The organism is Ancylomarina salipaludis, from assembly GCF_004122035.1.
Taxonomy (GTDB): Bacteria; Bacteroidota; Bacteroidia; order Bacteroidales; family Marinifilaceae; genus Ancylomarina; species Ancylomarina salipaludis.
In genome coordinates this window covers 82,635-106,730 of the sequence record NZ_SAXA01000003.1, presented here as the reverse complement: position 1 = coordinate 106,730, position 24,096 = coordinate 82,635, and the positions used below count along the sequence as shown (strand labels likewise).

The following is a 24,096-nucleotide window of genomic DNA, read 5'->3' as shown; positions in this document are numbered from 1 at the left end:
GAGCCTGTTCATCACGAACAGGCTCTTTCTTTATCAATCAGTTCAAAAGAATTATTTCTTCTTTCTTTTTTTCTCAACTTCTTCGATATAATCACCCAAACCCTCGAAAGGCAAATATGTTTTGGGTATCCCCAGTTTGGCCGAAGGATCGTTAGCTGACAAATCATTTTTTGCACCACAATCCGGACAAGTAACTGTGTGATGATTCGTAATTTCCAAAATCTTAACCACAATCTCTCCCTGACATTTTGGGCATTCTATAACAACATCCTGATCGTTAAAATCCATAATATCTAATTTTATTCCCTTCAAAATCGGGGTTATAATAAACTCACTTATTGTTCTACGTCTTTCATCGACAATTGAATTCTCTTACGAGCAACATCCACTTCTGTAACTTTTACATTAACATGCTGATGCAGCTGAACCACATCGGTTGGATTGGATACAAAACGATTAGCCAATTGTGAAATATGAACCAAACCATCCTGCTTAACCCCAATATCAACAAAAGCACCAAAATTGGTGATATTCGTTACAATTCCTGGTAATTCCATTCCCAATTCCAACTGCTCAATCTTATAAACGCCTTCTTTAAACTGGAATACCTTAATCACCTGACGCGGATCGCGTCCCGGCTTTTCAAGCTCATCCATGATATCCTTAAGAGTTGGCAAACCTATTTCAGCACTGACATACTGATTCAAATCAATCTTCGATCGAATTTCCTTATCCTTAATCAAGTCCTCAACAGAACAATTCTGGTCTTTAGCCATAGCTTTCACAATGCCATAAGCTTCGGGGTGAACTGCTGAATTATCAAGCGGATTTTTTGCATTCTGAATACGTAGGAAACCTGCACATTGTTCAAAAGCTTTTGCCCCCATTCGTTTCACTTTCATCAACTCCTTACGTGATGTAAATGCCCCTTGTTCTGTGCGATAATCTACAATATTCTGAGCCAACTGAGGCCCTAAACCTGATACATAGGTCAATAAATGCTTACTTGCTGTATTCAGATTAACCCCAACCTTATTAACACAAGATTCAACAACCTGATCGAGACTTTCTTGTAGTAAATTCTGATCCACATCGTGCTGATATTGTCCCACACCTATCGATTTGGGTTCAATTTTCACTAACTCAGCCAAAGGATCCATCAAACGACGTCCGATAGACACCGCTCCGCGAACCGTTACATCATATTCAGGGAATTCTTCACGTGCCACTTTCGAGGCAGAATAGATTGACGCACCAGCCTCACTCACGACAAAAACCTGAACCTTTCTATCGTAATGCAAATTGGTTACAAAGCGTTCCGTTTCGCGACCAGCCGTTCCATTCCCAACCGCTATGGCTTGAATATCATAAGTTTCCACCATATTCGTCAGCTTACGAGCAGCCATATTGCCCTGATTTTTCGGAGCGTGCGGATAAATGGTTTCGTTGTGTAACAAATTCCCCTGAGCGTCCAAACAAACCACTTTACACCCTGTTCTAAAACCAGGATCGATTGCTAAAACACGCTTCTGTCCAAGAGGTGATGACAATAATAATTGTCTCAGGTTTTCCGCAAAAACACGAATCGCCTCGATATCAGCAGCTTCTTTTGAGCTTTTTGCAAACTCAGTTTCTATAGAAGGATTAAGCAAACGCTTATATGCATCTTTTTCTGCTAATTCCACCTGTTTTGATGATGCTGTTTGTCCTTTCACAAAAATTCGAGACAAGCGATCCAACACCTCCTCTTCATCAGGTGCAATGCTAACACGAAGGATTCCCTCTGCCTCTCCACGGCGCATAGCCAACAAACGATGCGATGCGGATTTCTTCAGTAGCTCCTCAGAATCGAAATAATCCTTAAACTTAGCTCCCTCTTCTTCTTTTCCCTTTACAAGTTTGCATCGAATCGATGCACTTCGCTGAAAAATATTTCGAACCGTGCTTCGGGCAACTTCATTCTCATTAATCCATTCTGCAATAATATCTCTGGCTCCTTCTAAAGCTTCATCTTCATTAGCAACCTCATCATTTAAAAACTGTGAGGCTCTCGCTTCCGGATCGTTTTCGTTCTGCGACATTAGAATTTTTGCCAATGGCTCCAAACCTTTTTCTCTCGCTTTTACTGCTCTTGTTTTACGCTTCTGTTTGTAAGGCAAATACAAATCTTCAAGTTGATTCAATTGAGTACAAGCATTTAACTTGTCTCTTAAATCATCGGTCAGCTTATCTTGCTTTTCAATCGCATCTATAATGCTTTCTCTTCTTTTATCCAGCTCTTTCAGTCGGGCCAATTCATCCTTAATATTCCCAATCTGAACCTCATCCAAACTTCCGGTTCTTTCCTTACGATAACGCGCAATGAAAGGCAAAGTTGCTCCTTCGTCAAGTAACTGGACCGTATTTTCAACCTGAGAAACTGAAATTCCCAGGCTTTTAGCTATAATATTGATATAATTCATTCGTGTAGTTTTTTTTGATCAGCTAATCAAATATCAAAAGGAAGCTTAAATAAAAATGCAACTAGCATTCCTACTGATTTTCCAGATACCTCTTGGCTTCTTCAGTAGAACGCTCAACACAATCTTCTAAAGAAAGACCATTAAAAAAGTTACCTGTGATATAGATTCCTGACTTTTGAGCTTCTTCCTTGATCTGAGACATTCGTTCGGTATGTCCAACTTTGATCAAAGGCAAGCTATGAATAGCCTTTGTGGCTTGTGGTAGTTCAGATTGATCAGCAGATAAAAGTTCAGCCATAGTAGCCACCTGCTCGCCATTGGTCGCATCATTCTTTTGAAAATGACAGGCAAATCCTCTGTATTTCTCATCTGCCAGCACATCACGAGTCACCATAGAATAACAAGCCCCTTGCAATGGAATCACAAAAGTCAAAGGCTCAATCTTAACCTCTGATTTATCCATAATAACGGCAGTCGATTCGATATCCTGAATTGGGAATTCGGTCAATAAACCAGCTAATTTAGGATTCAGATCCTTAACACAACTCGCCACATGCTTAGGTGAAGTCGCAAAAGCCAAATCTTTAGACTGATATGATGTTCCATCCTGAGTTGAAATCGTATAACCATCTGATTTAACAAAGGAGGTAACCACCTTATTGTAAGCAATGTCAATATTCTTGTGAGCCAAAATAGTTTCAGCAATTGAAGACATTCCTCTTCTTAAAATAAAACTCTTGGGATGATTTTTACTCTTAGTTTTTCTTCGCTTCAGAAAATATTCTGCCGAAAAGTCATCTGCATTCTGCACAATCACAGCCGAAAACATGCGAGTAAATACCCTATCAAAATTCTTTTTGCCCAATACATTTGAAAAGTATTCCTTCACCGTTTTTCCATCGCGTTTCGATACAAACAGTTTGGGCAGATTCCCTAACAACTCTAATTTTGATAAGGGGGCAAATATTTTCTCATGCTTATCAGAAAAGAGCTTCATGCTCAATTTTTCTCTCCCAACAATATCTGATTCCAGGCCCAGACTTTTTAACAAATCGATCACATTGGTGTAACTTGCATAAAAAGTATGCGCTCCCATTTCAACCCAATAACCATTTTCTCCATAAAGCGTATTTAAACAACCACCAGCCTTATCTTTCGATTCAAGCAACAATACTTTTTTTCCGGATTCAGCAATCTTAAATGCCATTGTCAGCCCACTAATTCCAGCACCAACAATTACAAGATCGTAGTTTTCAGAATGAGTCATGATTATTAGGTTTAGTATGGTTAATACAATTTTATTTCTTTTTAAAAGGACGTTTTTTGAAAAACTTCTTAGGCCCTTTTTTCCTGACTTTAGGATTGTACACAGGAGCCTCACCTAGTTCTGCAGGTACAGGAATTTTATATATTTCCTTCTCAATCAAATCTTCAATATTCTTAAAATCCAATTGATCTTTTTCTGTAATAAAAGTCAGAGCAACCCCTTCTGAAGCAGCACGAGCAGTTCGCCCAACTCGATGGACATAGTCCTCTGCATCCTTAGGCACATCAAAATTGATAACAAGGTCGATTGAATCAATATCAATACCACGAGCAATGATATCGGTTGCCACCAAAATTTGATATTTCCGATTTCTAAAGCCACGAAGCACTTCTTCACGCTCAGATTGCTCCAAATCGGAATGAATGCCTTCAACCTTAAATTTCTGACGTTTCAACTCCTTTGTCATCGCCTTTACATTCAACTTGGTTGACGAGAAAATAATCACCGATTTAACGTCTTTATCTTTTAATAAAGATTCGATCAATGGTATTTTCTGAGGTTCGTATAGCATATAAGCCGCCTGCAAAACCCCTTCGGCTGGTTTTGATATGGCGATATTTATATTCTCAGGGTTCACCATAATACTGCTTGCCAATTTTCTCATTTGCTCAGGCATCGTTGCCGAAAACATTAAATTCTGGCGTTGCTTTGGCAGATGATTAACGATCTGCATCAAATCATCATAAAATCCCATATCCAGCATTCTGTCTGCTTCATCAAGAATCAGATGTTTAACCTGTTTGGTATTTACATAGCCTAAATTCAAATGAGAAATCAATCGACCAGGCGTTGCGATAATCACATCAGCACCGGTCATCAAACCTGTCTTTTGCTGATCCCAAACACCTGAATCGCCCCCCCCATAAACCGAGAGTGATGAAATGGATAGGAAATAGGCAAAACCTTGCATTTGCTGATCAATTTGAAGCGCTAACTCACGAGTCGGAACCAATATCAATGTACTGAAGCCTTCAATCTGATGCTTTTGGATTTTATCCATGATTGGTAACAAATAGGCAGCCGTTTTTCCGGTACCTGTTTGTGCACAAACAATTAAATCCTTATTATCTATAATTTGTGGTATAGCCAACTCCTGAACAGGAGAAGGGGTTTCGAAGCCCATAGCATCAAGGCCTTCCATGATGTCGGGACAAAAATCAAGTTCTGAAAATTTCAAGTTTTCTTAGAAATTATTATATGAATATTATGAAACATGAGATTGAGTTTTCTCCAATTTTCCAGCTTCCATAACTCATAGAACCCATCTCACTATAAAAATTAATTCATCTATTGTAAAAGTATAAACGATACAGCTTACACCTCGCCAATAGACTCATTCGAAGATACAAAAAAGATTTGAAACGCGTTATAAAGAAACGTTTAAGCAAATCTTTTGTATCAAAAAAAACACTGTTTGAATCGCAAGCCTCAACCAGTAAGGCAAGCTTATTTTTACTCTACATATAAGACCAAACCTTTCAGGTAATCGCCTTCAGGATGGAATATATTTACAGGATGATCAGCTGGCTGATTCAATTGATGCAAAATACGCACACGACGTCCGGCATTGGCTGCAGCAACAAAAACGGCTTTTCTAAAATCTTCTTTACTTACGGCCTGAGAACAAGAAAATGTGAACATGATCCCGCCTTTTTTGATGGCTTGAAAACCTTTAAAATTCAAACGTCTGTACCCTTTAAGAGCATTTGACAACACTTTTTTGTGCTTGGCAAATGCAGGTGGATCCAAAACAATTAAATCATATTTCTGATCTGATTCTTCAAGATACTTAAAGGCATCCGTTGCAAAAGCTTCATGACGTTTATCTCCCGGGAAATTTAATTCCACATTTTCATTGGTCACTTCAATCGCTCTGGATGAACTGTCTACTGAGTGAACCAAATTGGCTCCCCCGCGCATGGCATAAAAAGAAAAACCTCCAGTGTAACAGAACATATTCAATACAGAACGTCCTTTTGAGTAGCGCTCAAGCAAGGATCTGTTCTCTCTCTGATCAATAAAGAAACCCGTTTTCTGTCCTTCCAACCAGTCGACTTTAAACTTCAAACCATTCTCAAGAGCCGTAAAATCTTTTGTCTCTCCCAGTAAATATTCGTTGGTAGGCTCTATTCCTGACTTAAATGGCAGAGTTCCCTCTGATTTATCGTATACTGCAATCAGCTCATCGCCCAAAACTTCTTTCAAAGCTTCCGCTATTTCAGCACGATGCAAATACATACCTACCGAATGAGCTTGTAAAACTGCCGTTCCTGCATAAAAATCGACAATCAAACCAGGTAGGTTGTCGCCTTCACCATGGACCAAACGACACACATTATTATTCTCGATACCTAATAAACCAATCTCACGACGAACACGACATGCTGAAGCCAGTCGATCAACCCAAAATGCCAAATTAATTTCAACGGGTTCGAAACTTAAAATACGAACAACAATAGAGCCTATAGCAATATGTCCTAATGCTAAAAATTCATCATCATTACTGTAAACCGATACCAAATCCCCTTCTTCCAATCCCTCATCAACACGAGCCACTGCTCCTGAAAAAACCCAAGGGTGAAAGCGTTTAATTGAGTTTTCTTTATCTTTCTTTAATACAACTTTGGGATAACTTATCATGAAAATTCTTATTTGAAATTGACTTTAGCAAACGCTAAAGTTAGTTTGTTATTATACGTTAATCGGGGGAGCAGATTGAATTATCTGGATATACTAGCTCTTAATGCATTATAAATTTCTAAAGAAACCCAGGCATCAGTAGCTGCATATCGTAATTGTCCAAGGCTCAATTCGGCAGCTTCCCAGTTTGAAACCTGCTGGCGTTTCGAAATTCTAATTTTTAGAACAATAGCCGCTAGCTTTTTAAGTGAATAATTCTCAATACCAAAACTAGACACATATTGCTGAAGTTCTAAGAACGAATTGCCATCAAAATCCTTAATATCCTGCAATCCTCTAATATCATCTTTTATGGCTGCTCCTACTTTTATAATTTCAGGATCGCTTAACAAATCAATAAGCGGGAAAGGCAAACCTATCCGATTCAATCGAAATAAGAAACTCTTTTCAAAGCTCGACAATTGCAATAAAGCGACAGGATTCACATTCCCTTTGGTAAAAGAGGGTTTGGTCTCAGTATCAAAGCCCAAAACAGGGAATTGCTTCAAATATTCAACAGCTTCTTCCAAGCCTTCCTCACTATCAATTATGACGATTTCACCTTCGAAAGCTTCTAAAGGGAGTTCATTTATTTCTTCTTTTGTTATACTCTTCTGAAAACTGATCATTCCTTATATTTTTCATAGTCCGCTGATCACCGGCAGGCTGGTCATATTATTGGCTAACTAATAGCTATTCTTCTTGATTTCCCCACTGTTGCTGGCGCTGCGAAAAAATTGACTGACTCATATCTAATCGGTCCAAAGAAGATGGTCCGTGTTCATTCAGATCATCTTCCAATTTTTCCGGATGAGCCAATAAATAATGAATTGCACGCAAAGAGTTGACTATGGATTGCCCCCAATATTGATGGAAATTATTATTTAAATCCCAAAGGGCATCATTCATAATCTCAACGCTGGCTATGCGATATGAGGTTAAAAAGTCTTTAAGGTCCTGATAGATATCAGCAAAATTCTCAGAAATAGAGGCTACAATAGGCTCATCGCTATCACGCATCCCATCATCAAATACCTCGAGATATTCATCATTAGCCCCCATCTTCTCAAGTACGGCAGTTCTAATATATTCCCAATCGCCTTCTCCTACAAATTTTTCTATTTCTCCTTCAAACTCATTCTCCACCTTGGGCAACAAACTCGACTTTAAGTACAAAAGGGGCAATAGTTTTTGTGAACGATTAATAAAATCCATTTTAGAAATTTTGCTGCTCGATTCCAGGAGTATACAAAACTCATTGGCAACAGTCACAAATTCAATGGTGTTTTTATCGTAAACCGGATGTTCAAAATTCTCTTCCATTTCTCAAATTCTAGTGTAATCATGCAAAATTAATAAGATTTTGACAATAATGATTCTTCTGAGTACAATTCTCACAGATTCAAGCCAATCCTATCTTATCGTCTTTAACCATTTTCAGCTCGCCATTATCCATCATAATCCGAATAACTTCCAACAATTTCTTTTCAGGATACTGACTGGTTTCCACCAATTCGTAAACGGAACTCTCCTCTTCGGTCAAAAAAGTTTTCACTTCAGTTTGAATTGCCTGATAGATTTTACTTTCTATCTCACCATCTTTTTCTTTACACACATCACATTCACCGCAAACAGGCGCATTAAGCTGTCCAAAATATTCCAACAAAAACTTAGAACGGCAAACTTCCGTTGATTCTGCATAAGAGATAACCGCATTTATCTTTTCTTCAAGATTTTCTTTTCTGAATTGATAAACTTCTTTTGAAAATGTCAGATATTTAAGAGGCAAACGCTCCTGAGTAAAAATAATAAAAGGTGTCTTTTTTCGCGGAATGTATTTGATGATCCCATGCTGGGATAAATCTTTCAAATTATCAATCAAAAGCTTCACATCTACTTTTTTCCGATACGCCAGTGTATCCAAATTTACAGAAACAAAATCGGTAAACAAGCCCGTATACGTTCTCAGCAAAAGCTTAATAAAATCGTCTTGCTGCTGATTTTCCAGCTGATAACGATACAGATCATCACGACGAACTACAAAATGAATTTTGGTGGCATGTTCCAAATCATCCGTCAATTCCAGATAACCTGCGCGCTGCAATATTTTAAGGCTACTGAAAGCCTGTAAAACATTGAACTTGAAATTCTGACAGAAAAGAGCCAGATTAAAATCAAATACGGCATCTTTCCCAGCCCCTTCAGCAACTTGTAAAAAGTTACCTACAGCTTGATAAACTCGTTTAATAGTCTCAATCTCAGGAAAGGATGTTTTAATTCGTTTCAACAACTGAACTTTATCCGGATTTGAAAAAAGCATCACTGCGTAAGCCCTTTTCCCATCACGACCTGCGCGACCCGCCTCCTGAAAATATGCTTCTAAAGTATCCGGCAAATCCATATGCACAACTGTACGCACGTCAGCTTTATCGATTCCCATACCAAAAGCATTGGTCGCAACCATAACCTGAACCTGCCCATCGCGCCAGCGTTCCTGCCTCATGTCTTTCACCGCATTATCAAGCCCGGCATGATAATATTCAGCCTTAACCTGATTCAACTTTAAAAACTCAGCGACTTCCTTGCATTTTTTTCTACTGCGTACATAAACAACCGAACTCCCCTTCTGCTTTCTCAAAATTTTCAACAAATACCGATTTTTATCTTCCACATTCCTGACGATATAAGACAAGTTGGGACGTTCAAAACTTTTTCGGAAAACATTCTTCTTTTCAAACCCCAAACGATCCTGAATATCATCAACAACTTCAGGTGTTGCCGTGGCAGTAAGAGCCAATACCGGCACATCAGGCAAAAGCTCCCTTAGCTTGATAATCTTAAGATATGAAGGACGAAAATCATATCCCCACTGCGAAATACAATGCGATTCATCTATGGCAATCAAGCACACATTCATGCTTTGCAACTTTTCCTGAAAAATTGAGGTACTTATGCGTTCCGGGGAAATATATAGAAACTTATTTTGGCCATAAAGGCATTTATTCAGAATAAGTTCAATCTCATCCCGAGTCAAGCCTGAATAGATCAATTCCGCCTTAATCCCTTTCTCTTTCAGATTTAAAACCTGATCTTTCATGAGAGCAACCAAAGGGGAGACAACAATACAAAGCCCGTCCATGGCAAGAGTTGGAACCTGAAAAGTCAACGACTTGCCTCCTCCTGTTGGCATTAGGCCTAAAGTATCGCGACTTTCAGCCACCGATAAAATAATATCCTCTTGTAAAGGACGAAATTCATCGTAACCCCAATATTTTTTTAAGACTTTGTGATACACGCTCATTTAACTCAAATATTTAACAATCCATCTTATCATTTTCACAAACAACCCACTGCATCAAAGGGATGTACAGTCTATATTGAGATTTAATATACACATAAAAACAACAGTAAATACGCCGTATATATATTTTATTCTCATACAAAACTAAGCATCAAAAATCAATTAACACTTTTTTAGATTATTGAACAAGACGAATCACACTATTTTTTTGTAATTTCGCATGCAATTTAAATCTAAAATTATTGCATAATGTCATTCGTATCTGATAAAATTGTTTCCGATGGATTAACATTTGACGACGTTCTTTTGGTACCAGCTTTTTCTGAAGTTTTGCCTAAAGACGTAAGTCTAAAAACTCAATTCTCACGCACCATTACGCTAAACACCCCAATTGTTTCAGCAGCAATGGATACCGTAACTGAATCAGCTCTAGCTATTTCAATTGCTCGTGAAGGTGGAATTGGAGTTATCCACAAAAACATGAGCATCGCTGCTCAAGCCAAACAGGTTTTAACGGTTAAAAGAGCCGAAAATGGGATGATTTATGATCCTATTACAATTGCTCCAAACAAAACAGTTAAAGACGCTCTTGCTCTTATGAAAGAGTATAAAATTGGAGGTATTCCTGTTGTTGACGAAAAAAGGGTTCTTCTTGGAATTGTTACCAACAGAGATTTACGTTTTGAGTTGCAGATGAACAAAGCCATTTCAGAAGTTATGACTTTTGAAAACATTGTCACAACAAACTCAGGCACAGACCTTGATCAGGCTGCTGCAATTCTTCAATCTCACAAAATTGAAAAATTACCTGTTGTTGATTCTGACAACAAACTCATTGGATTAATTACTTATAAGGATATCACTAAAGCAAAGGATAAACCTTTTGCCTGTAAGGATGAAAAAGGGCGTTTAAGAGTTGCTGCTGCTGTTGGTATCGCAGCTGACACACTTGATCGAGTTGATGCTTTAGTAAAAGCTAGTGCTGATGCTATCATTATTGACACGGCTCACGGACACTCAAAAGGTGTGGTTGAGTTGTTGAAAAAGGCAAAAAAACAGTATCCTGAAATGCAATTCATCGTTGGAAATATCGCAACACCAGAGGCAGCTAAGATGCTTGTTGAAGCAGGTGCTGATGGCGTGAAAGTTGGTATTGGTCCGGGATCAATTTGTACTACACGTGTCATTGCAGGTGTGGGTGTACCACAACTTACAGCTATTTACGAAGTAAGCAAAGCCCTTGCCGGAACTGGAGTTCCTGTAATTGCTGATGGTGGATTACGTTACTCGGGTGATATTGTTAAAGCTCTTGCAGCTGGTGCAAACTCAATTATGGCTGGTTCACTACTTGCCGGAGTTGAAGAGTCTCCAGGGGAAACGATTATTTTCAACGGTCGTAAATTTAAGGCTTACCGTGGAATGGGATCAATTGAAGCAATGGAAAAAGGTTCAAAAGACCGTTATTTCCAGGATGCGGAAGATGATATCAAAAAATTAGTTCCGGAAGGAATCGTAGGACGTGTACCTTACAAAGGAACACTTTACGAAGTAATCTACCAACTACTTGGTGGTTTACGTGCCGGAATGGGTTATTGCGGTGCAGCTAATATTGATGCACTTCACAATGCCAAATTTGTAAAAATTACAGCTTCGGGTATGGCTGAAAGCCATCCTCACGATGTCGCAATTACTCGTGAAGCTCCTAATTATAGCAGATAATCTTTTTAAAGATTAATATGATAATCGGCAATTGGTCTTGGACTAATTGCCGATAATATTTGAGTTTAAAACCTATTTAAAGCTAATTTATGACAAGAAATATCATCTTACTATTCATTCTCTTAGGATTTATATCGTGTAACTCAAATAACAACTCTGACAATCCTATCGTTGCAAAAGTTGATGATTCTTATTTGTATCTAAATAAAATACGAGAACTTATCCCCAATGACATTTCAAAAGAAGACAGCTTAAGAATTGCTCAAAACTACGTTCACCAATGGATTAAAAAACAGCTACTTGTTGCAAAAGCTGAACTCAACCTTTCCGAAAAAGATCAAAATGTTGAAGAAATGGTTGAAGATTACCGCTCTTCACTCATCATTCATAAATACCAGCAGCATTTAATCGAACAAAAACTCGATACCGTTGTTACACATGCTGAAATCGATAAATACTACCGTGATTATCCTGGTAACTTTCTACTAAACCGTAATATTGTTAAGGCTGTTTACATTAAAGTTCCTAAACCTCTCCCTCAAGCTAAGAAGATCATACAAATCTATAAATTGAAGAAAGATGAAGATTGGGAGAAATTAGAGGACTACTGCTTTCAAAATGCCACAAAATTTGATAATTTTAGCGAGCAATGGATTTATTCTCAAAACTTGCTAAGTCAAACGCCTATTAAGATTAAAGATGAAGCCAATTTTCTAAGACAAAATAAGTATTTTGAAACCGAGGATAGTACATTTCATTATTTTATAAATATTCAGGATTACAAACTTAAAAAGGAACTAGCCCCCCTTTCATTTGTTGACGAGGATATTCGAAAAATAATTATCAATAAGAGAAAAATTCAGTTTATTAAAAATATGGAGGAAAGTATCTTTAAAGATGCCGAATCAAAAAACAAATTCAAAATTTACTAAACTATCACATATGCGCAACATTATTTTTAAAGTCTGCACGTCACTAGCATTATTGGCTATCCTTTTTACAACGGCTCATGCTCAGGATAATTCTATTGATAAGATTATTGCTGTAGTCGGCAATCAGGTTGTCTTGAAATCTGACGTAGAAAATCGTTTTCTAGGCTTACAAGCACAGGGCTACCAGTCTGGGAGTGTAGATTTGAAATCGGAGATCTTTGAAGATCTTTTGATTGAAAAGTTGATGATTGCACAAGCACAGGTCGATAGTATTGAGGTGACTGAACAAGAAGTTGAGAACGATTTGGAACGCAAAATCGAAATGTATATTCAACGAATTGGTTCAAAAGAAAAGCTTGAACAATATTTTAAGAAAAGTATTTCTGATATGAAAAATGAGTTGCGTGACATGACACGTAACGACAAGATTAAGCAAAAGATGCAGGCTGAGATTACTAAAAACATCACAGCAACACCTGCCGAGGTTCGCGAGCTTTATAACAACATTTCTAAAGATAGTTTACCTGTCATACCTGGAGAACTGCAAATTCAGCAAATCACCAGAAGTCCCAAAATTACAGATGATGAAAAAGATCGAATCCGTGAAAAACTAAGAAATTTCCGTGATCGAATCATGAAAGGTGAAAGTTTTGCAACCTTAGCTGTTCTTTATTCTGAAGACCCGGGTAGCGCTCCACGTGGTGGCGAATTGGGATTTACACCCAGAGCCAATTTGGTTCCTGAATTTGCTAACGAAGCTTTCAACCTAAAGCCAGACAAAATATCGAAGATTGTTGAATCGGAATATGGTTTCCACATCATTCAACTTATCGATCGTAAAGGAGAAAGAATCAATGTTCGCCACATTCTTCTTAAGCCACACATTCAACAGGAAGACAGAACTGCAGCAACTCAGCAACTGGATAGTATTGCTGATATGATTCGTAATGATAAAATCAAATTTGAAGAAGCTGCATTCTATTACTCAGATGACAAAGACACTAAAAACAATGGCGGTTTAATTGTAAACCAGTATAATTCGAGTTCTAAATTCACAAAAGAAAGCTTAGCTCCGGCCATTGCCAAAGCAGTCAACAAACTTAAAGTGGGTGAAATTTCTGAAGCTTTTCTTGATGATCAAAGAGGGCAAGAAGCCTATAAAATCATTAAAATTAAATCACAAACTAAGCCTCATAAAGCTAATTTAGCCGATGACTGGAACCAGTTTGAAAACATGCTTAAGCAACAAAAACAACAAGACTTGCTTAACAAATGGATCAGCGAAAAACAATCATCGACTTATATTAGCATTGATGATTCGTATAAGAATGCTAAATTCAGATTCAAAAACTGGATTAAGTAATATTAACGCATACAACAATCAGACACAGCATAAGTTGTGTCTGATTCTTTGTTTTTGTTATTCTTGAAAATTAAAATTTTCTGTGATGAATTTTATAACTGAAGTTGAGGCTGCCAATGCCTTAAAAAGCAAATACGACGCTTTACTTTCCGAAATCAAGAAAAAGATTTACGGTCAGGATGATATCATCAAACAGGTATTAATTTCAATTTTCAGTAACGGACATTGCCTACTGGTTGGTGTTCCAGGACTAGCAAAAACATTACTTGTAAATACCATTTCACAAGCCCTCGACTTAAAGTACCAGCGCATTCAGTTTACGCCCGACCTGATGCCTTCGGATATAATTGGTACCGAAATTCTGAACAGCGACAGACAATTCAAATTTATTCAAGGCCCGCTCTTTGCCAATATTATTTTGGCAGATGAGATTAACCGTACCCCTCCTAAAACTCAATCGGCACTATTAGAAGCCATGCAGGAAAAGGAAGTAACGGTCAATGGTAAAAATTATCAGCTCGACAAGCCATTCTTTGTTCTTGCAACTCAAAATCCGATTGAACAAGAAGGAACCTATCCTTTACCCGAAGCGCAACTCGATCGTTTCATGTTTAGCATTTACCTTGACTACCCAAGCTTTGAGGATGAAATCAGCATTGTTGAAAACACAACCTCAGGAAAAACATTCGAAATTGAAACAATCATGTCTGCTCAGGAAATTAGTTATTACCAAAGCTTGATCCAAAAAGTACCCATTAACCGAAATGTATTGGAATATGCTGTAAATTTGGCTGCTAAATCACGACCAAACACAGAGTATGCAAGTGCAATCACAAATAAATATATCAATTGGGGAGCCGGTCCCAGAGCTTCACAATATTTAGTTATCGGAGCCAAAGCTCACGCTATCATTTCCGGGAAATACTCTCCGGATATCGAAGATGTAAAAGCCGTAGCCGTTTCAATTCTTCGCCATAGAATCATGAAAAACTACAAAGCTGAAGCCGAAGGTGTCAGTATTGAAAATATCATTGAGGAGCTACTTAAATAAAGCTCAAATCAATTCATAACAATCGTAATAACAGTCTTTTCATTCATAAGTTATCATCAATGGCCAACATTGTAAAGAAATATTTCCCTCTTATCTTACTAATGGTAATTACATTACCACAGCTGTCCAATGCTCAGAAAAAATCAAAAATTCTAATTAAGAATTCCAATGATCTTAAAATTGATCGCGATCTTCATCCTGATGTAAATAAATTTATTGGAGATGTCTTTCTGACACATCAAAACCTGAAAATGTATTGCGACAGTGCCTATCAATATGATAAAAAAAATGAAGTTGAAGCTTTCGGTCATGTTCACATCATCAACGCAGATACGGTTCATATTTTTGGTGATTACTTAAGATATGATGGAGACACCCGCAGAGCTGAGTTGAGACAAAATGTGACACTTAAAAACCAAAGTGTAAAACTAACAACAGATAAGCTTGATTACGATATGACTCTTAACATCGGTTACTACGATGAAGGTGGCACAATCGTTGATTCAACCAATGTACTCAATAGTATTATTGGACGCTACTACACCAATGAGGATCTATTCTTTTTTAAAGATAGTGTTGTTCTTATCAACACCGATTACACCTTATACTCTGACACACTAAAATATCAAACGGTAAATAAAGTGGTGAATATTCTTGGACCAACTCGTATTGTTAGTGAGAAAGAAACACTTTATAGCGAATCGGGTTGGTACAACACACAAACAGGTATTTCTCACCTTCTCAAAAACACGACTGTAAACAGAGATAATTATCAGATTAAGGGCGATAGTATCTACTTAAACAAACATACCAAACAGGCCAAAATTTTCAGAAATGTTGAACTCAGGGACACCATCAATAAACTTATCCTAAGAGGACATTATCTGGAAATGCATAAGGATACCGAGGAAGCATTTTTAACCGACTCAACCCTCTTTATTCATGTAGGAGAACAGGATAGTTTATTTTTACATTCTGACACCATTCGCATTGAAAAAGACACTAATGATTTTAATAGAATACTGGCTTACAATAAGGTTAAATTCTTCCGTAAAGATCTGCAAGGCAGATGCGATTCGATGAGTTACTCACTTAAGGATTCAACTATGCGAATGTTTAACGATCCTATTGTTTGGGCCCAGGGTAACCAAATAACAGCAGATTCCATTAGTATTGAGAGCCAAAACAATGCGATTAAATATCTTCATTTCAGAACCAATGCCTTTTTGTGTTCAAAAGAAGACAGCACCTTATACAACCAAATAAAAGGCCGAAACATGCTCGGGCACGTCAATAAAAATCACCTTGATAAACTTGATATTATTGGAAATGGCGAAACGCTGTATTTCCCCAGAGATGAACATGGTATTATTGTAGGTATGAACGTCGCAAAGAGTAGTACAATCAGTATTGATATAAAAGGCCAAAAAATCGATCAGATTCTGTTTACAAAAAAACCGGACGGCAATATGTATCCTGTATTTGATATTGTCAATCAGAAACGTTTTCTCAAAGATTTTGAGTGGCGTGAACAACTTCGACCCAAAACTAAAGATGAAATCTTTATTTGGGAATCTGCCATAGAAAAACTCCAGGAAAAACTAAAGAAAAGACTTCAAAAAACAATTTCTGAAGAAAATAATGAGTCTGCTCCAAAACCCAAAGTAAAAGACACAAAAAAACGTGAGATGTAAAATCTCACGTTTTTTTTAATATTCATCTTCGTTAAATAGAAAATCTCCTTTGCTTGGGTAATCGGGCCAAATATCTTCAATACTCTCATACACATCCCCTTCGTCCTCGATTTCCTGCAAATTCTCGATAACTTCTAATGGCGCTCCCGAACGAATTGCATAATCAATTAATTCATCTTTGGATGCTGGCCATGGCGCATCTTCTAGCTTCGTAGCTAATTCTAGAGTCCAATACATAGTCTTATTTTTGCTTTTTTAAGTTTGCGAATATAATTTTTTTTTCTGAATCTACAAGTTTAACTCCCATTTTATTTCCGCCTTTCCCATATCAATCAAAACCTTACGGGAAAGAATGAATAAGTAATCAGAAAGTCTGTTTATATACTTCAATAATAATGGGTTAATATCGACTTCTACCGCCAACTGATTGGCTCGCCTTTCGGCACGACGACAAACAGTTCGGGCAATATGGCAATAAGCATTTAAAGGATCACCTCCAGGCAAAACAAAATTGTTTAATTCCGGTAAACTCTCATCCATTCTATCCATTTCGTTTTCCAACAAAAGGATATCATCCTCAGCAATAATCAGTTTTTCTTTCAAATCCGATTTTGTATCATCGGTAGCCAGACGTGAACCTATTAAAAATAATTTATTTTGAACAATAAGTAATGTCTCTTTCGATTTGGTCTCGATCTCATGAGATCGAATCAAACCAATATATGAATTTAATTCATCAACAGTCCCATATGCCTCGAGACGTAAGTGATGCTTAGGAACCCGAGTTCCACCAATTAATCCTGTGGTTCCGGAATCACCTGTTTTAGTATATACTTTAAACTTTGTCATGATTTTATTTTTTAGTCGTGATAAAAAATGTACTTAAAATATTTATCATTTTTCTATCAGCTACACAAAGTTAAAATTTAGACTCACATTTCATAACAAATTATTAAAGATTTTATATTAATAATTATCGGCTATTTATACGCACGTGCACTTAAATTATGCTCTTGCTTTTTTAAGCCCTTTCTCGCAATTAAAATTCCCACATCAAACAAATCCAAGCTCACAGTAAAGCGGTCCAATTTCTTTAAGCGATCCCATAACGAAATCATCTTTTCATCCCGATTAATATTTTCAATTATCAAATAGCATTCTTCATTTAGATATTTATCGAGATTTTGTTCAAACTTTAATAAAACTTCAGATGAAACAGACCTCGATATCTGGATAAAATCAAAATTCAAATCTGTATTTAAGTCTGAAAAAACAATATTACTTAGAGCTTGTTCCTTTAAAATTGGATGTGCAAAATCATGTACAAAACCACGCGCCCCCATACAATACAAATCTCGTCGCGTATCAGTCTTTGCCAGATAAATTAAATTTAATCCGGAATCATCTCCTATAAAAGCTAAACTTTTAGGATTTACAAAATTTACCAATCGAAATATAAAGCGATTTAATTTTGTGCAATCTTTTAAATGATTAAACTCCGATACATACCATAGATTTTCATCTTCTTTCAAATTTTTATTAGAAATCGCTCCCTCCAAAACCGAAAGAATATTCTGACATAACCTATCCAATTTCCGAAAAGGGTAATAATGCATTTTAGCCTCTATCACATTTCTAACAAAATGATACACAAAAGGAGAATCAAGGCCAAAACCTCTGTAATGTCTGGAAATTAATCGAGTAAAACGTTTTTGTATATGGTACTTAAAATGGGGCATCTGACTATATTTTAAGATTCTAAGTTGAAGATAAAAAAAAGTATCAAAATCAATAAATCTCCATTTGAAAAGTATAAGAAATTTAATTGTATTTTTGATTTTGTGAATCACCATTCAGGAGTTAGTTGAGACTTCTGTTTCTCTAACTAAAAAATGAAATCGAGTATTTAAATGTCAGAATTAGCAGGACAGGATATCAAATTTTTACCAGGTGTTGGGCCCAAAAAAGCCCTGCTCCTAAAGCAGGAATTATCTGTACACAGCTACGAAGATTTGCTGTACCATTTCCCTTTCAAATATATTGACAGAACGAAGTTTTATGCCATATCTGAAATTCATTCAAAACTACCTTATATACAGGTAAAGGGACGAATAACGGATATCCAAACCATAGGCGAAAAACGCCAGCAAAGATTGGTTGCAAACTTTACGGATGGGCAAGGCATAATTGAACTAGTTTGGTTTAAAGGAATCAAATTTGTAAAACCGAATTTAAAAATTGGTGTCGAATATATTGTCTTTGGCAAACCTAATGAATTCAATCACAGAATTAATGTTGTGCATCCCGAACTTGAAGAAGCTAAGCCGAATAAGAACAAAATTCAGGCGGCTTTGCAAGCCTTTTATCCCACTTCGGAAAAGATGAAAGCAGGTTTTGTGAATTCAAAAACCATTCACAAATTTCAAGAAGGAATCCTTAATTCAGTAAATGGCAAAATACCTGAAACCCTCCCTGCCTATTTGGTCAACCATCTTGGCTTAATCAATCTACACGATGCTTTGTGGCAAATTCATTTTCCTGAAAATACCGAAATCCTTAAAAAAGCGCAGTATCGTTTAAAATTTGAAGAACTTTTCTACATTCAGCTGAATATTCTGAAAAAGAAAATGAAGAGAAAAATTCTCTATCAAGGACATCAATTCATTAAGATTGGTGAGTATTTCAATACATTTTTCCAGAATAATCTTCCCTTTGAACTAACCAGTGCTCAAAAGCGAGTTTTAAAAGAAATTCGTAAAGAAGTCGGTTTGGGTAAACAAATGAACCGCCTTTTGCAAGGTGATGTGGGGAGTGGAAAAACTTTAGTTGGCCTAATGAGCATGCTGATGGCTCTTGACAATGGTTGTCAGGCTTGCCTGATGGCACCAACTGAAATTTTAGCGACTCAGCACCTGGAAACCATCGCTGAATTTCTTGATGGAATCAATGTGAATTATGCCTTGCTGACAGGATCGACCAAGCCTAAGGACAGAAAAGTCATACACGAACATCTCATTAGTGGCGAATTACAAATTCTAATTGGAACACATGCTCTTCTCGAAGATGTGGTTCAATTCAAAAATTTAGGCTTTGTTATTATAGATGAACAACATCGATTTGGGGTTGCTCAACGGGCCAAATTATGGGCTAAAAATCCGATCCCTCCTCATATTTTGGTCATGACAGCTACGCCTATCCCCAGAACGCTGGCTATGACACTATATGGCGATTTGGAAGTATCTGTAATTGATGAACTCCCTCCCGGACGAAAACCCATTCAAACCGTTCATTATTTTGAAAACAAAAGACAAGAGGTTTACAAATTCATGAAAAAACAAATTGATTTGGGGCGTCAAATCTATTTAGTTTATCCGATGATAAAGGAATCGGAAAAAATGGATTACAAAAATCTTGAACAGGGCTATGAATCTGTTGCCAGTTTCTTTTCGCCGGATAAATACAGCATCAGTATGGTTCACGGCAAAATGAAACCTGCCGAAAAGGATGCTGAAATGCAACGTTTTGCCAAAGGTGAGACACAAATTATGGTAGCTACTACAGTGATCGAAGTTGGTGTAAATGTACCCAATGCTTCAGTCATGATTATCGAATCGACTGAACGATTCGGACTGTCGCAACTCCACCAGCTCCGAGGTCGGGTTGGTCGTGGTGCCGATCAATCCTACTGCATTCTCATGTCGAGTTACAAACTGTCAAACGAATCGAAAAAACGAATCGAAACCATGGTCAGAACCAATGACGGTTTCGAAATTGCAGAAGTCGATTTGAAACTCCGTGGCCCTGGTGATATTGAAGGAACTCAACAAAGCGGTATTGCCTACGATCTTAAAATTGCCAATTTAGCAAAGGATGGACAAGTTTTACAATATGCACGAGATATTGCTCAAAGCATCCTTGATAAAGATCCTTTACTCGAAAAAGAAATCAATTTTACTCTAGCCAAACAAGTAAAGCGTTTAAGCAAAGCACAATTCAATTGGAGTGTTATTAGCTAGTGAGCCACACTGACGACTGACTTAAAATAAATGACGAATATTTAAAAATATGTGATTAATCTTAATAATTAGATTATTTTTGGCTCTCATTATTTTAATATACGTATAACCAAAATCTATAAATTAATGAGAAAGATCACCTTGGCTATCTTAGCCATTACACTCTCTGTCTTACTGTTGCCCCAAACAGTTAAATCTCAAGTCAATTTCGAATTCGAAAGTTCGTTTGAAAATATCAATCAAATAGATTCTGTCAGTCTGTTTTCTGCCGCATTTGGCTACGCCCGCATCGGAGAAAAAAACTATGCTGGTGTGCGTTTAAATCCCGAACTGAGATTGGGTAAACTTGGTGTTGGTTTCGATATTCCGGTTTATTTCAATCTGGACAATGGTAAGATGTATACCGACGAATTTAAAGATGGAAGCGGTGTTCTTCGTATGATTTCCTACTTAAGTTACGGACGTAAGAAAAAAGATCCTCTTTATATTAAAGTTGGCCAACTTAGAGGCGAACATGTAGGATACGGTAGTTTGGTAAACAACTACAATAACTCAATGAGTTTCGAAAAACGTAAAACTGGTGTTAGCTACGATATTTGTATAAAAAAGATAGTGGGTATTGAAGGAATGTATAGCGATTTCGATGCCAGTTCTTTCAATCTTTTCGCCATTCGTCCCTATGTTCGCCCGTTTGGAGCCAGCGAAATTCCTGTGATTAAAACACTGGATATGGGTTTCACTTATGTATCGGATAAAGACAAAAGCAAACGTTACGACGAAAGTCATGACATCAATCATTTCCTTAAAGACGGTATGAATGCCTGGAGTGTTGATATGGGAATTACCCTTGTCAACTCATCAGTTTTCAATTTAGGATGGTATGCACACTACAGTAAATTAAGAAAAGTTGAATCGGATAGCTTAAAAACCTATTTCGCAGCACCTGAAACACTGGCTAATTACGATAGTGGTACAGGAATGGGGATCGGTCTGAATGCAAACATGAAGATTATTGGCAACCTGTTTAAATTAAATGCACGTATCGAAAGACTATGGTATAGCGACAATTACATGCCACAATTCTTCGATGCCATGTATGAATTGAATAAAGATGCTAAAATTGCTCAGTTAGGTAGAGCCGAAAAACAAGAAGGAATTTATGGCTCATTGAATGCAAGCATTCTTGATAAAATCATCATAGGGGGAAATCTTTTGCTACCTGATGACATAAACGAAACATCTCCTGCTTTCATGCAAATCCATTTGAGAACAAAAGACCTTTTCGATAAAATTCTGATTGAAGGAAGTTATAGTAAAGGAAATCTAACCAAACTAGATGATGCTTTCAAGTTTGATGAGAACTCATTAGCAGTGATGCGCTTTGCTTATAAAATCAGTCCGTTTCTTTATACCGGGGTCGATTACCGTTGGGCTTGGGTAGAAAAAGAAGATGGCAACTACAAAATTGACAATTCAGTAATGCCTTATGTGGCTCTAAGGTTTAATTTCTAGTACCTATTTAAGCAATATTTAAAGCGGAACTTGCATGTAGCAGGTTCCGCTTTATATTTTAAAACAAACCAACGCTCTAATTTTAAACAAAATACCACCCTCTCTCTATTTAGTAATGATAAGAAATAGCAGCCAACATATCGGAATAACACTGATTATATAAGGTCTTCAACAAGCTTTATATCTTAAAATCATTCTAAATTAAAAATGCTTTTCAGGAAATCAAAAAATAATGATTTTTTTCTCTAATCTTTCAAACAGACTGTGTCAAACAGAGATAGATGAAAAATTGCTATCTCTAGTTTACAAAAGAGGCGAAGTCCCTCTATTTAAACAAATAATAAATAAACCAGCCCCCTAATGCTATCTGACCTAAAGTGTTATTTTTGCTGATGTGTGATTTAAATATTAAGTGTTAGAGATTCTTTTTAAGGCAAGCTAATCACATCTTAACCAGAAAGATACTCTACATCATTAAGATTGCAAACATGTATTTTTGATAGCACTTTTAATACCGTTTATAAATCATACAACTAAATAGTAAGGTCAAAACACATGCAGAATAACAAGCAAATAGATCACGTCGGAATCATCACTAAGATAGAAGACGAAAAGATTACTGTCAGCATAATTAATGTATCGGCTTGTTCAGGATGTCATGCCAAATCGGCTTGCTCCATGTCCGATATGAAAGAGAAAGAAATTGATATCATCGACTACAGCAAATCTTTCGAAATAGGCGAAAAAGTTAAAGTGGTTTATAGCGAATCATTAGGTTGGCTGGCCCTTGTATTAGCTTATGTCTTACCCTTTATTATAGTTCTTATTACCCTGTTTATCGCTTCGGCATTTACCAACGAGCTAACAAGTGGCTTATTGGCTTTGGGTATCTTAATACCCTATTACAGTTTGCTCTATTTTTTTAAAGACAAACTAAAGAAAACGTTTTCATTCACTATACATAAAATTGTAAATATCTAAAAACAATGAACATTATAGTTATCACGATTATTGCTTTGTGTGCTATTGGAATTGCGGCTGCAATCATCCTTTATTTTGTAGCACAAAAATTCAAAGTATACGAAGATCCTCGCATCGACGAGGTAGAAGAAGCATTGCCTGCAGCAAACTGCGGAGGCTGTGGTTATCCGGGATGTAGAGGTTTTGCTGAAGCTTTAGTTAAGGCAGACGATATCTCAAACTTTTACTGCCCCGTTGGAGGCGCTCCGGTAATGTCTCACGTTGGTGCCCTTTTAGGACACGAAGTAAAAGCTGCAGACCCAACAGTTGCCGTTGTTCGTTGTAACGGAACTTGCGACAACCGACCTAAAACCAATGTTTACGATGGTGCAACTTCTTGTACAATCGCTGCCTCTCTTTATTCCGGGGACACAGGCTGTCAGTATGGTTGTCTGGGATTAGGTGAATGTGTGGACGCATGTAATTTCGATGCCATGTATATGGATGAAAAAACAGGACTACCTGTTATTATCGAAGACAAGTGTGTATCATGTGGAGCTTGTGTTAAAGCCTGTCCAAACAGCATTATCGAATTAAGAAAGAAAGGTCCTAAGAGCCGTCGTGTTTTTGTTTCATGTGTAAACAAAGATAAAGGTGGCATCGCTAAAAAAGCTTGTGCTGTAGCTTGTATTGGTTGTGGTAAATGTGTAAAAGAGTGTCCTTTCGATGCCATTACACTTGAAAACAACCTGGCTTATATCGATTACAATAAATGTAAGTTGTGTCGTAAATGTGTTGTGGTTTGCCCAACACAGGCTATTCACGAGCTAAACTTTCCTCCTCGTAAGGAAAAACCAGCCGATAAGCCTACTGCTGAAACTGTAAAACCAATGGCAAAGCCTACGGCTGAAAAAGCAGAAAAAAGCGAAGAGACTAAGAACGAAACATCTGATAACAAATAATTTTAAGTGCAAGTACTTAGAGTTATATAAGTATTTATAAATACTTAAAGTTCTAAAAGACTTTAGAAACTTGTAAATACTTTAAGCACTCAAGGCACTTAGAAACTAAAAAAACAAG

General features: G+C 37.1%; 20 protein-coding genes. 9 read left to right on the top strand and 11 right to left on the bottom strand.

Annotation, left to right across the window (positions count from 1 at the left end):
- Nucleotides 1–51: 51 nt before the first annotated feature.
- The 8 genes from EO244_RS04580 to EO244_RS04545 all read right to left on the bottom strand — a co-directional run bounded on the left by EO244_RS04580 (nucleotide 52) and on the right by EO244_RS04545 (nucleotide 9,769).
- Complete coding sequence (locus EO244_RS04580; protein ID WP_129253418.1) at nucleotides 52–288, bottom strand: CpXC domain-containing protein; 237 nt, start codon at nucleotides 286–288, stop codon at nucleotides 52–54.
- A gap of 47 nt (nucleotides 289–335) precedes the next feature.
- Entirely contained in the window at nucleotides 336–2,462 is a 2,127-nt protein-coding gene (locus tag EO244_RS04575; RefSeq protein WP_129253416.1) for a Tex family protein, read from the bottom strand.
- Nucleotides 2,463–2,532: 70 nt separating this feature from the next.
- On the bottom strand, nucleotides 2,533–3,729 hold the full coding sequence (locus EO244_RS04570) for a protoporphyrinogen/coproporphyrinogen oxidase (RefSeq protein WP_129253414.1): 1,197 nt from the start codon (nucleotides 3,727–3,729) through the stop codon (nucleotides 2,533–2,535).
- Nucleotides 3,730–3,760: 31 nt separating this feature from the next.
- Nucleotides 3,761–4,966 (bottom strand): DEAD/DEAH box helicase, encoded by a 1,206-nt coding sequence (locus tag EO244_RS04565; protein WP_129253412.1) that lies wholly within the window; start codon nucleotides 4,964–4,966, stop codon nucleotides 3,761–3,763.
- A gap of 275 nt (nucleotides 4,967–5,241) precedes the next feature.
- Nucleotides 5,242–6,429: a class I SAM-dependent rRNA methyltransferase gene (locus tag EO244_RS04560; RefSeq protein WP_241687936.1), complete on the bottom strand. Its 1,188-nt coding sequence runs from the start codon at nucleotides 6,427–6,429 to the stop codon at nucleotides 5,242–5,244.
- An 80-nt stretch (nucleotides 6,430–6,509) separates the two neighbouring features.
- Entirely contained in the window at nucleotides 6,510–7,097 is a 588-nt protein-coding gene (locus tag EO244_RS04555; protein WP_129253410.1) for a 3'-5' exonuclease, read from the bottom strand.
- 64 nt (nucleotides 7,098–7,161) lie between these two features.
- Nucleotides 7,162–7,791 carry a DUF5063 domain-containing protein gene (locus tag EO244_RS04550; RefSeq protein WP_129253408.1) on the bottom strand — a complete coding sequence of 210 codons (630 nt, stop codon included), beginning with the start codon at nucleotides 7,789–7,791 and terminating at the stop codon, nucleotides 7,162–7,164.
- A 79-nt stretch (nucleotides 7,792–7,870) separates the two neighbouring features.
- Nucleotides 7,871–9,769 (bottom strand): RecQ family ATP-dependent DNA helicase, encoded by a 1,899-nt coding sequence (locus EO244_RS04545; protein ID WP_129253406.1) that lies wholly within the window; start codon nucleotides 9,767–9,769, stop codon nucleotides 7,871–7,873.
- Between the two features lie 249 nt (nucleotides 9,770–10,018).
- Between EO244_RS04545 and guaB the strand changes: the two genes are divergently transcribed.
- From guaB to EO244_RS04520, 5 genes are all read left to right on the top strand, one after another.
- On the top strand, nucleotides 10,019–11,488 hold the full coding sequence (guaB, locus tag EO244_RS04540) for an IMP dehydrogenase (RefSeq protein WP_129253405.1): 1,470 nt from the start codon (nucleotides 10,019–10,021) through the stop codon (nucleotides 11,486–11,488).
- A gap of 89 nt (nucleotides 11,489–11,577) precedes the next feature.
- Nucleotides 11,578–12,420 carry a hypothetical protein gene (locus EO244_RS04535; RefSeq protein ID WP_129253403.1) on the top strand — a complete coding sequence of 281 codons (843 nt, stop codon included), beginning with the start codon at nucleotides 11,578–11,580 and terminating at the stop codon, nucleotides 12,418–12,420.
- A gap of 10 nt (nucleotides 12,421–12,430) precedes the next feature.
- Entirely contained in the window at nucleotides 12,431–13,783 is a 1,353-nt protein-coding gene (locus EO244_RS04530) for a peptidylprolyl isomerase (RefSeq protein WP_129253401.1), read from the top strand.
- An 85-nt stretch (nucleotides 13,784–13,868) separates the two neighbouring features.
- Nucleotides 13,869–14,834: an AAA family ATPase gene (locus EO244_RS04525; protein WP_129253399.1), complete on the top strand. Its 966-nt coding sequence runs from the start codon at nucleotides 13,869–13,871 to the stop codon at nucleotides 14,832–14,834.
- Nucleotides 14,835–14,893: 59 nt separating this feature from the next.
- Nucleotides 14,894–16,528, top strand: a complete 1,635-nt coding sequence (locus tag EO244_RS04520; protein ID WP_129253397.1) for an OstA-like protein — start codon at nucleotides 14,894–14,896, stop codon at nucleotides 16,526–16,528.
- Nucleotides 16,529–16,543: 15 nt separating this feature from the next.
- Here EO244_RS04520 and EO244_RS04515 read toward each other — a convergent pair whose 3' ends face one another.
- The 3 genes from EO244_RS04515 to EO244_RS04505 form a co-directional block, all read right to left on the bottom strand.
- Entirely contained in the window at nucleotides 16,544–16,765 is a 222-nt protein-coding gene (locus EO244_RS04515; RefSeq protein ID WP_125031983.1) for a DUF2795 domain-containing protein, read from the bottom strand.
- A gap of 51 nt (nucleotides 16,766–16,816) precedes the next feature.
- Nucleotides 16,817–17,377 (bottom strand): cob(I)yrinic acid a,c-diamide adenosyltransferase, encoded by a 561-nt coding sequence (locus tag EO244_RS04510; protein WP_129253395.1) that lies wholly within the window; start codon nucleotides 17,375–17,377, stop codon nucleotides 16,817–16,819.
- Between the two features lie 131 nt (nucleotides 17,378–17,508).
- The gene (locus EO244_RS04505) at nucleotides 17,509–18,267 is read right to left on the bottom strand and encodes a hypothetical protein (RefSeq protein ID WP_129253393.1); all 759 of its coding nucleotides are present in this window, start codon (nucleotides 18,265–18,267) and stop codon (nucleotides 17,509–17,511) included.
- Nucleotides 18,268–18,438: 171 nt separating this feature from the next.
- On the opposite strand from EO244_RS04505, the gene recG reads away from it, so the two are divergent.
- The 4 genes from recG to EO244_RS04485 all read left to right on the top strand — a co-directional run bounded on the left by recG (nucleotide 18,439) and on the right by EO244_RS04485 (nucleotide 23,978).
- Nucleotides 18,439–20,544, top strand: coding sequence for an ATP-dependent DNA helicase RecG (gene recG, locus EO244_RS04500; protein ID WP_129253391.1), 2,106 nt, complete (start codon nucleotides 18,439–18,441; stop codon nucleotides 20,542–20,544).
- Between the two features lie 126 nt (nucleotides 20,545–20,670).
- The gene (locus EO244_RS04495; RefSeq protein WP_129253389.1) at nucleotides 20,671–22,056 is read left to right on the top strand and encodes a hypothetical protein; all 1,386 of its coding nucleotides are present in this window, start codon (nucleotides 20,671–20,673) and stop codon (nucleotides 22,054–22,056) included.
- A gap of 555 nt (nucleotides 22,057–22,611) precedes the next feature.
- The gene (locus tag EO244_RS04490) at nucleotides 22,612–23,037 is read left to right on the top strand and encodes a SoxR reducing system RseC family protein (RefSeq protein ID WP_129253387.1); all 426 of its coding nucleotides are present in this window, start codon (nucleotides 22,612–22,614) and stop codon (nucleotides 23,035–23,037) included.
- Between the two features lie 5 nt (nucleotides 23,038–23,042).
- Nucleotides 23,043–23,978 (top strand): Fe-S cluster domain-containing protein, encoded by a 936-nt coding sequence (locus EO244_RS04485; RefSeq protein WP_129253385.1) that lies wholly within the window; start codon nucleotides 23,043–23,045, stop codon nucleotides 23,976–23,978.
- The last annotated feature ends 118 nt before the right edge of the window (nucleotides 23,979–24,096 follow it).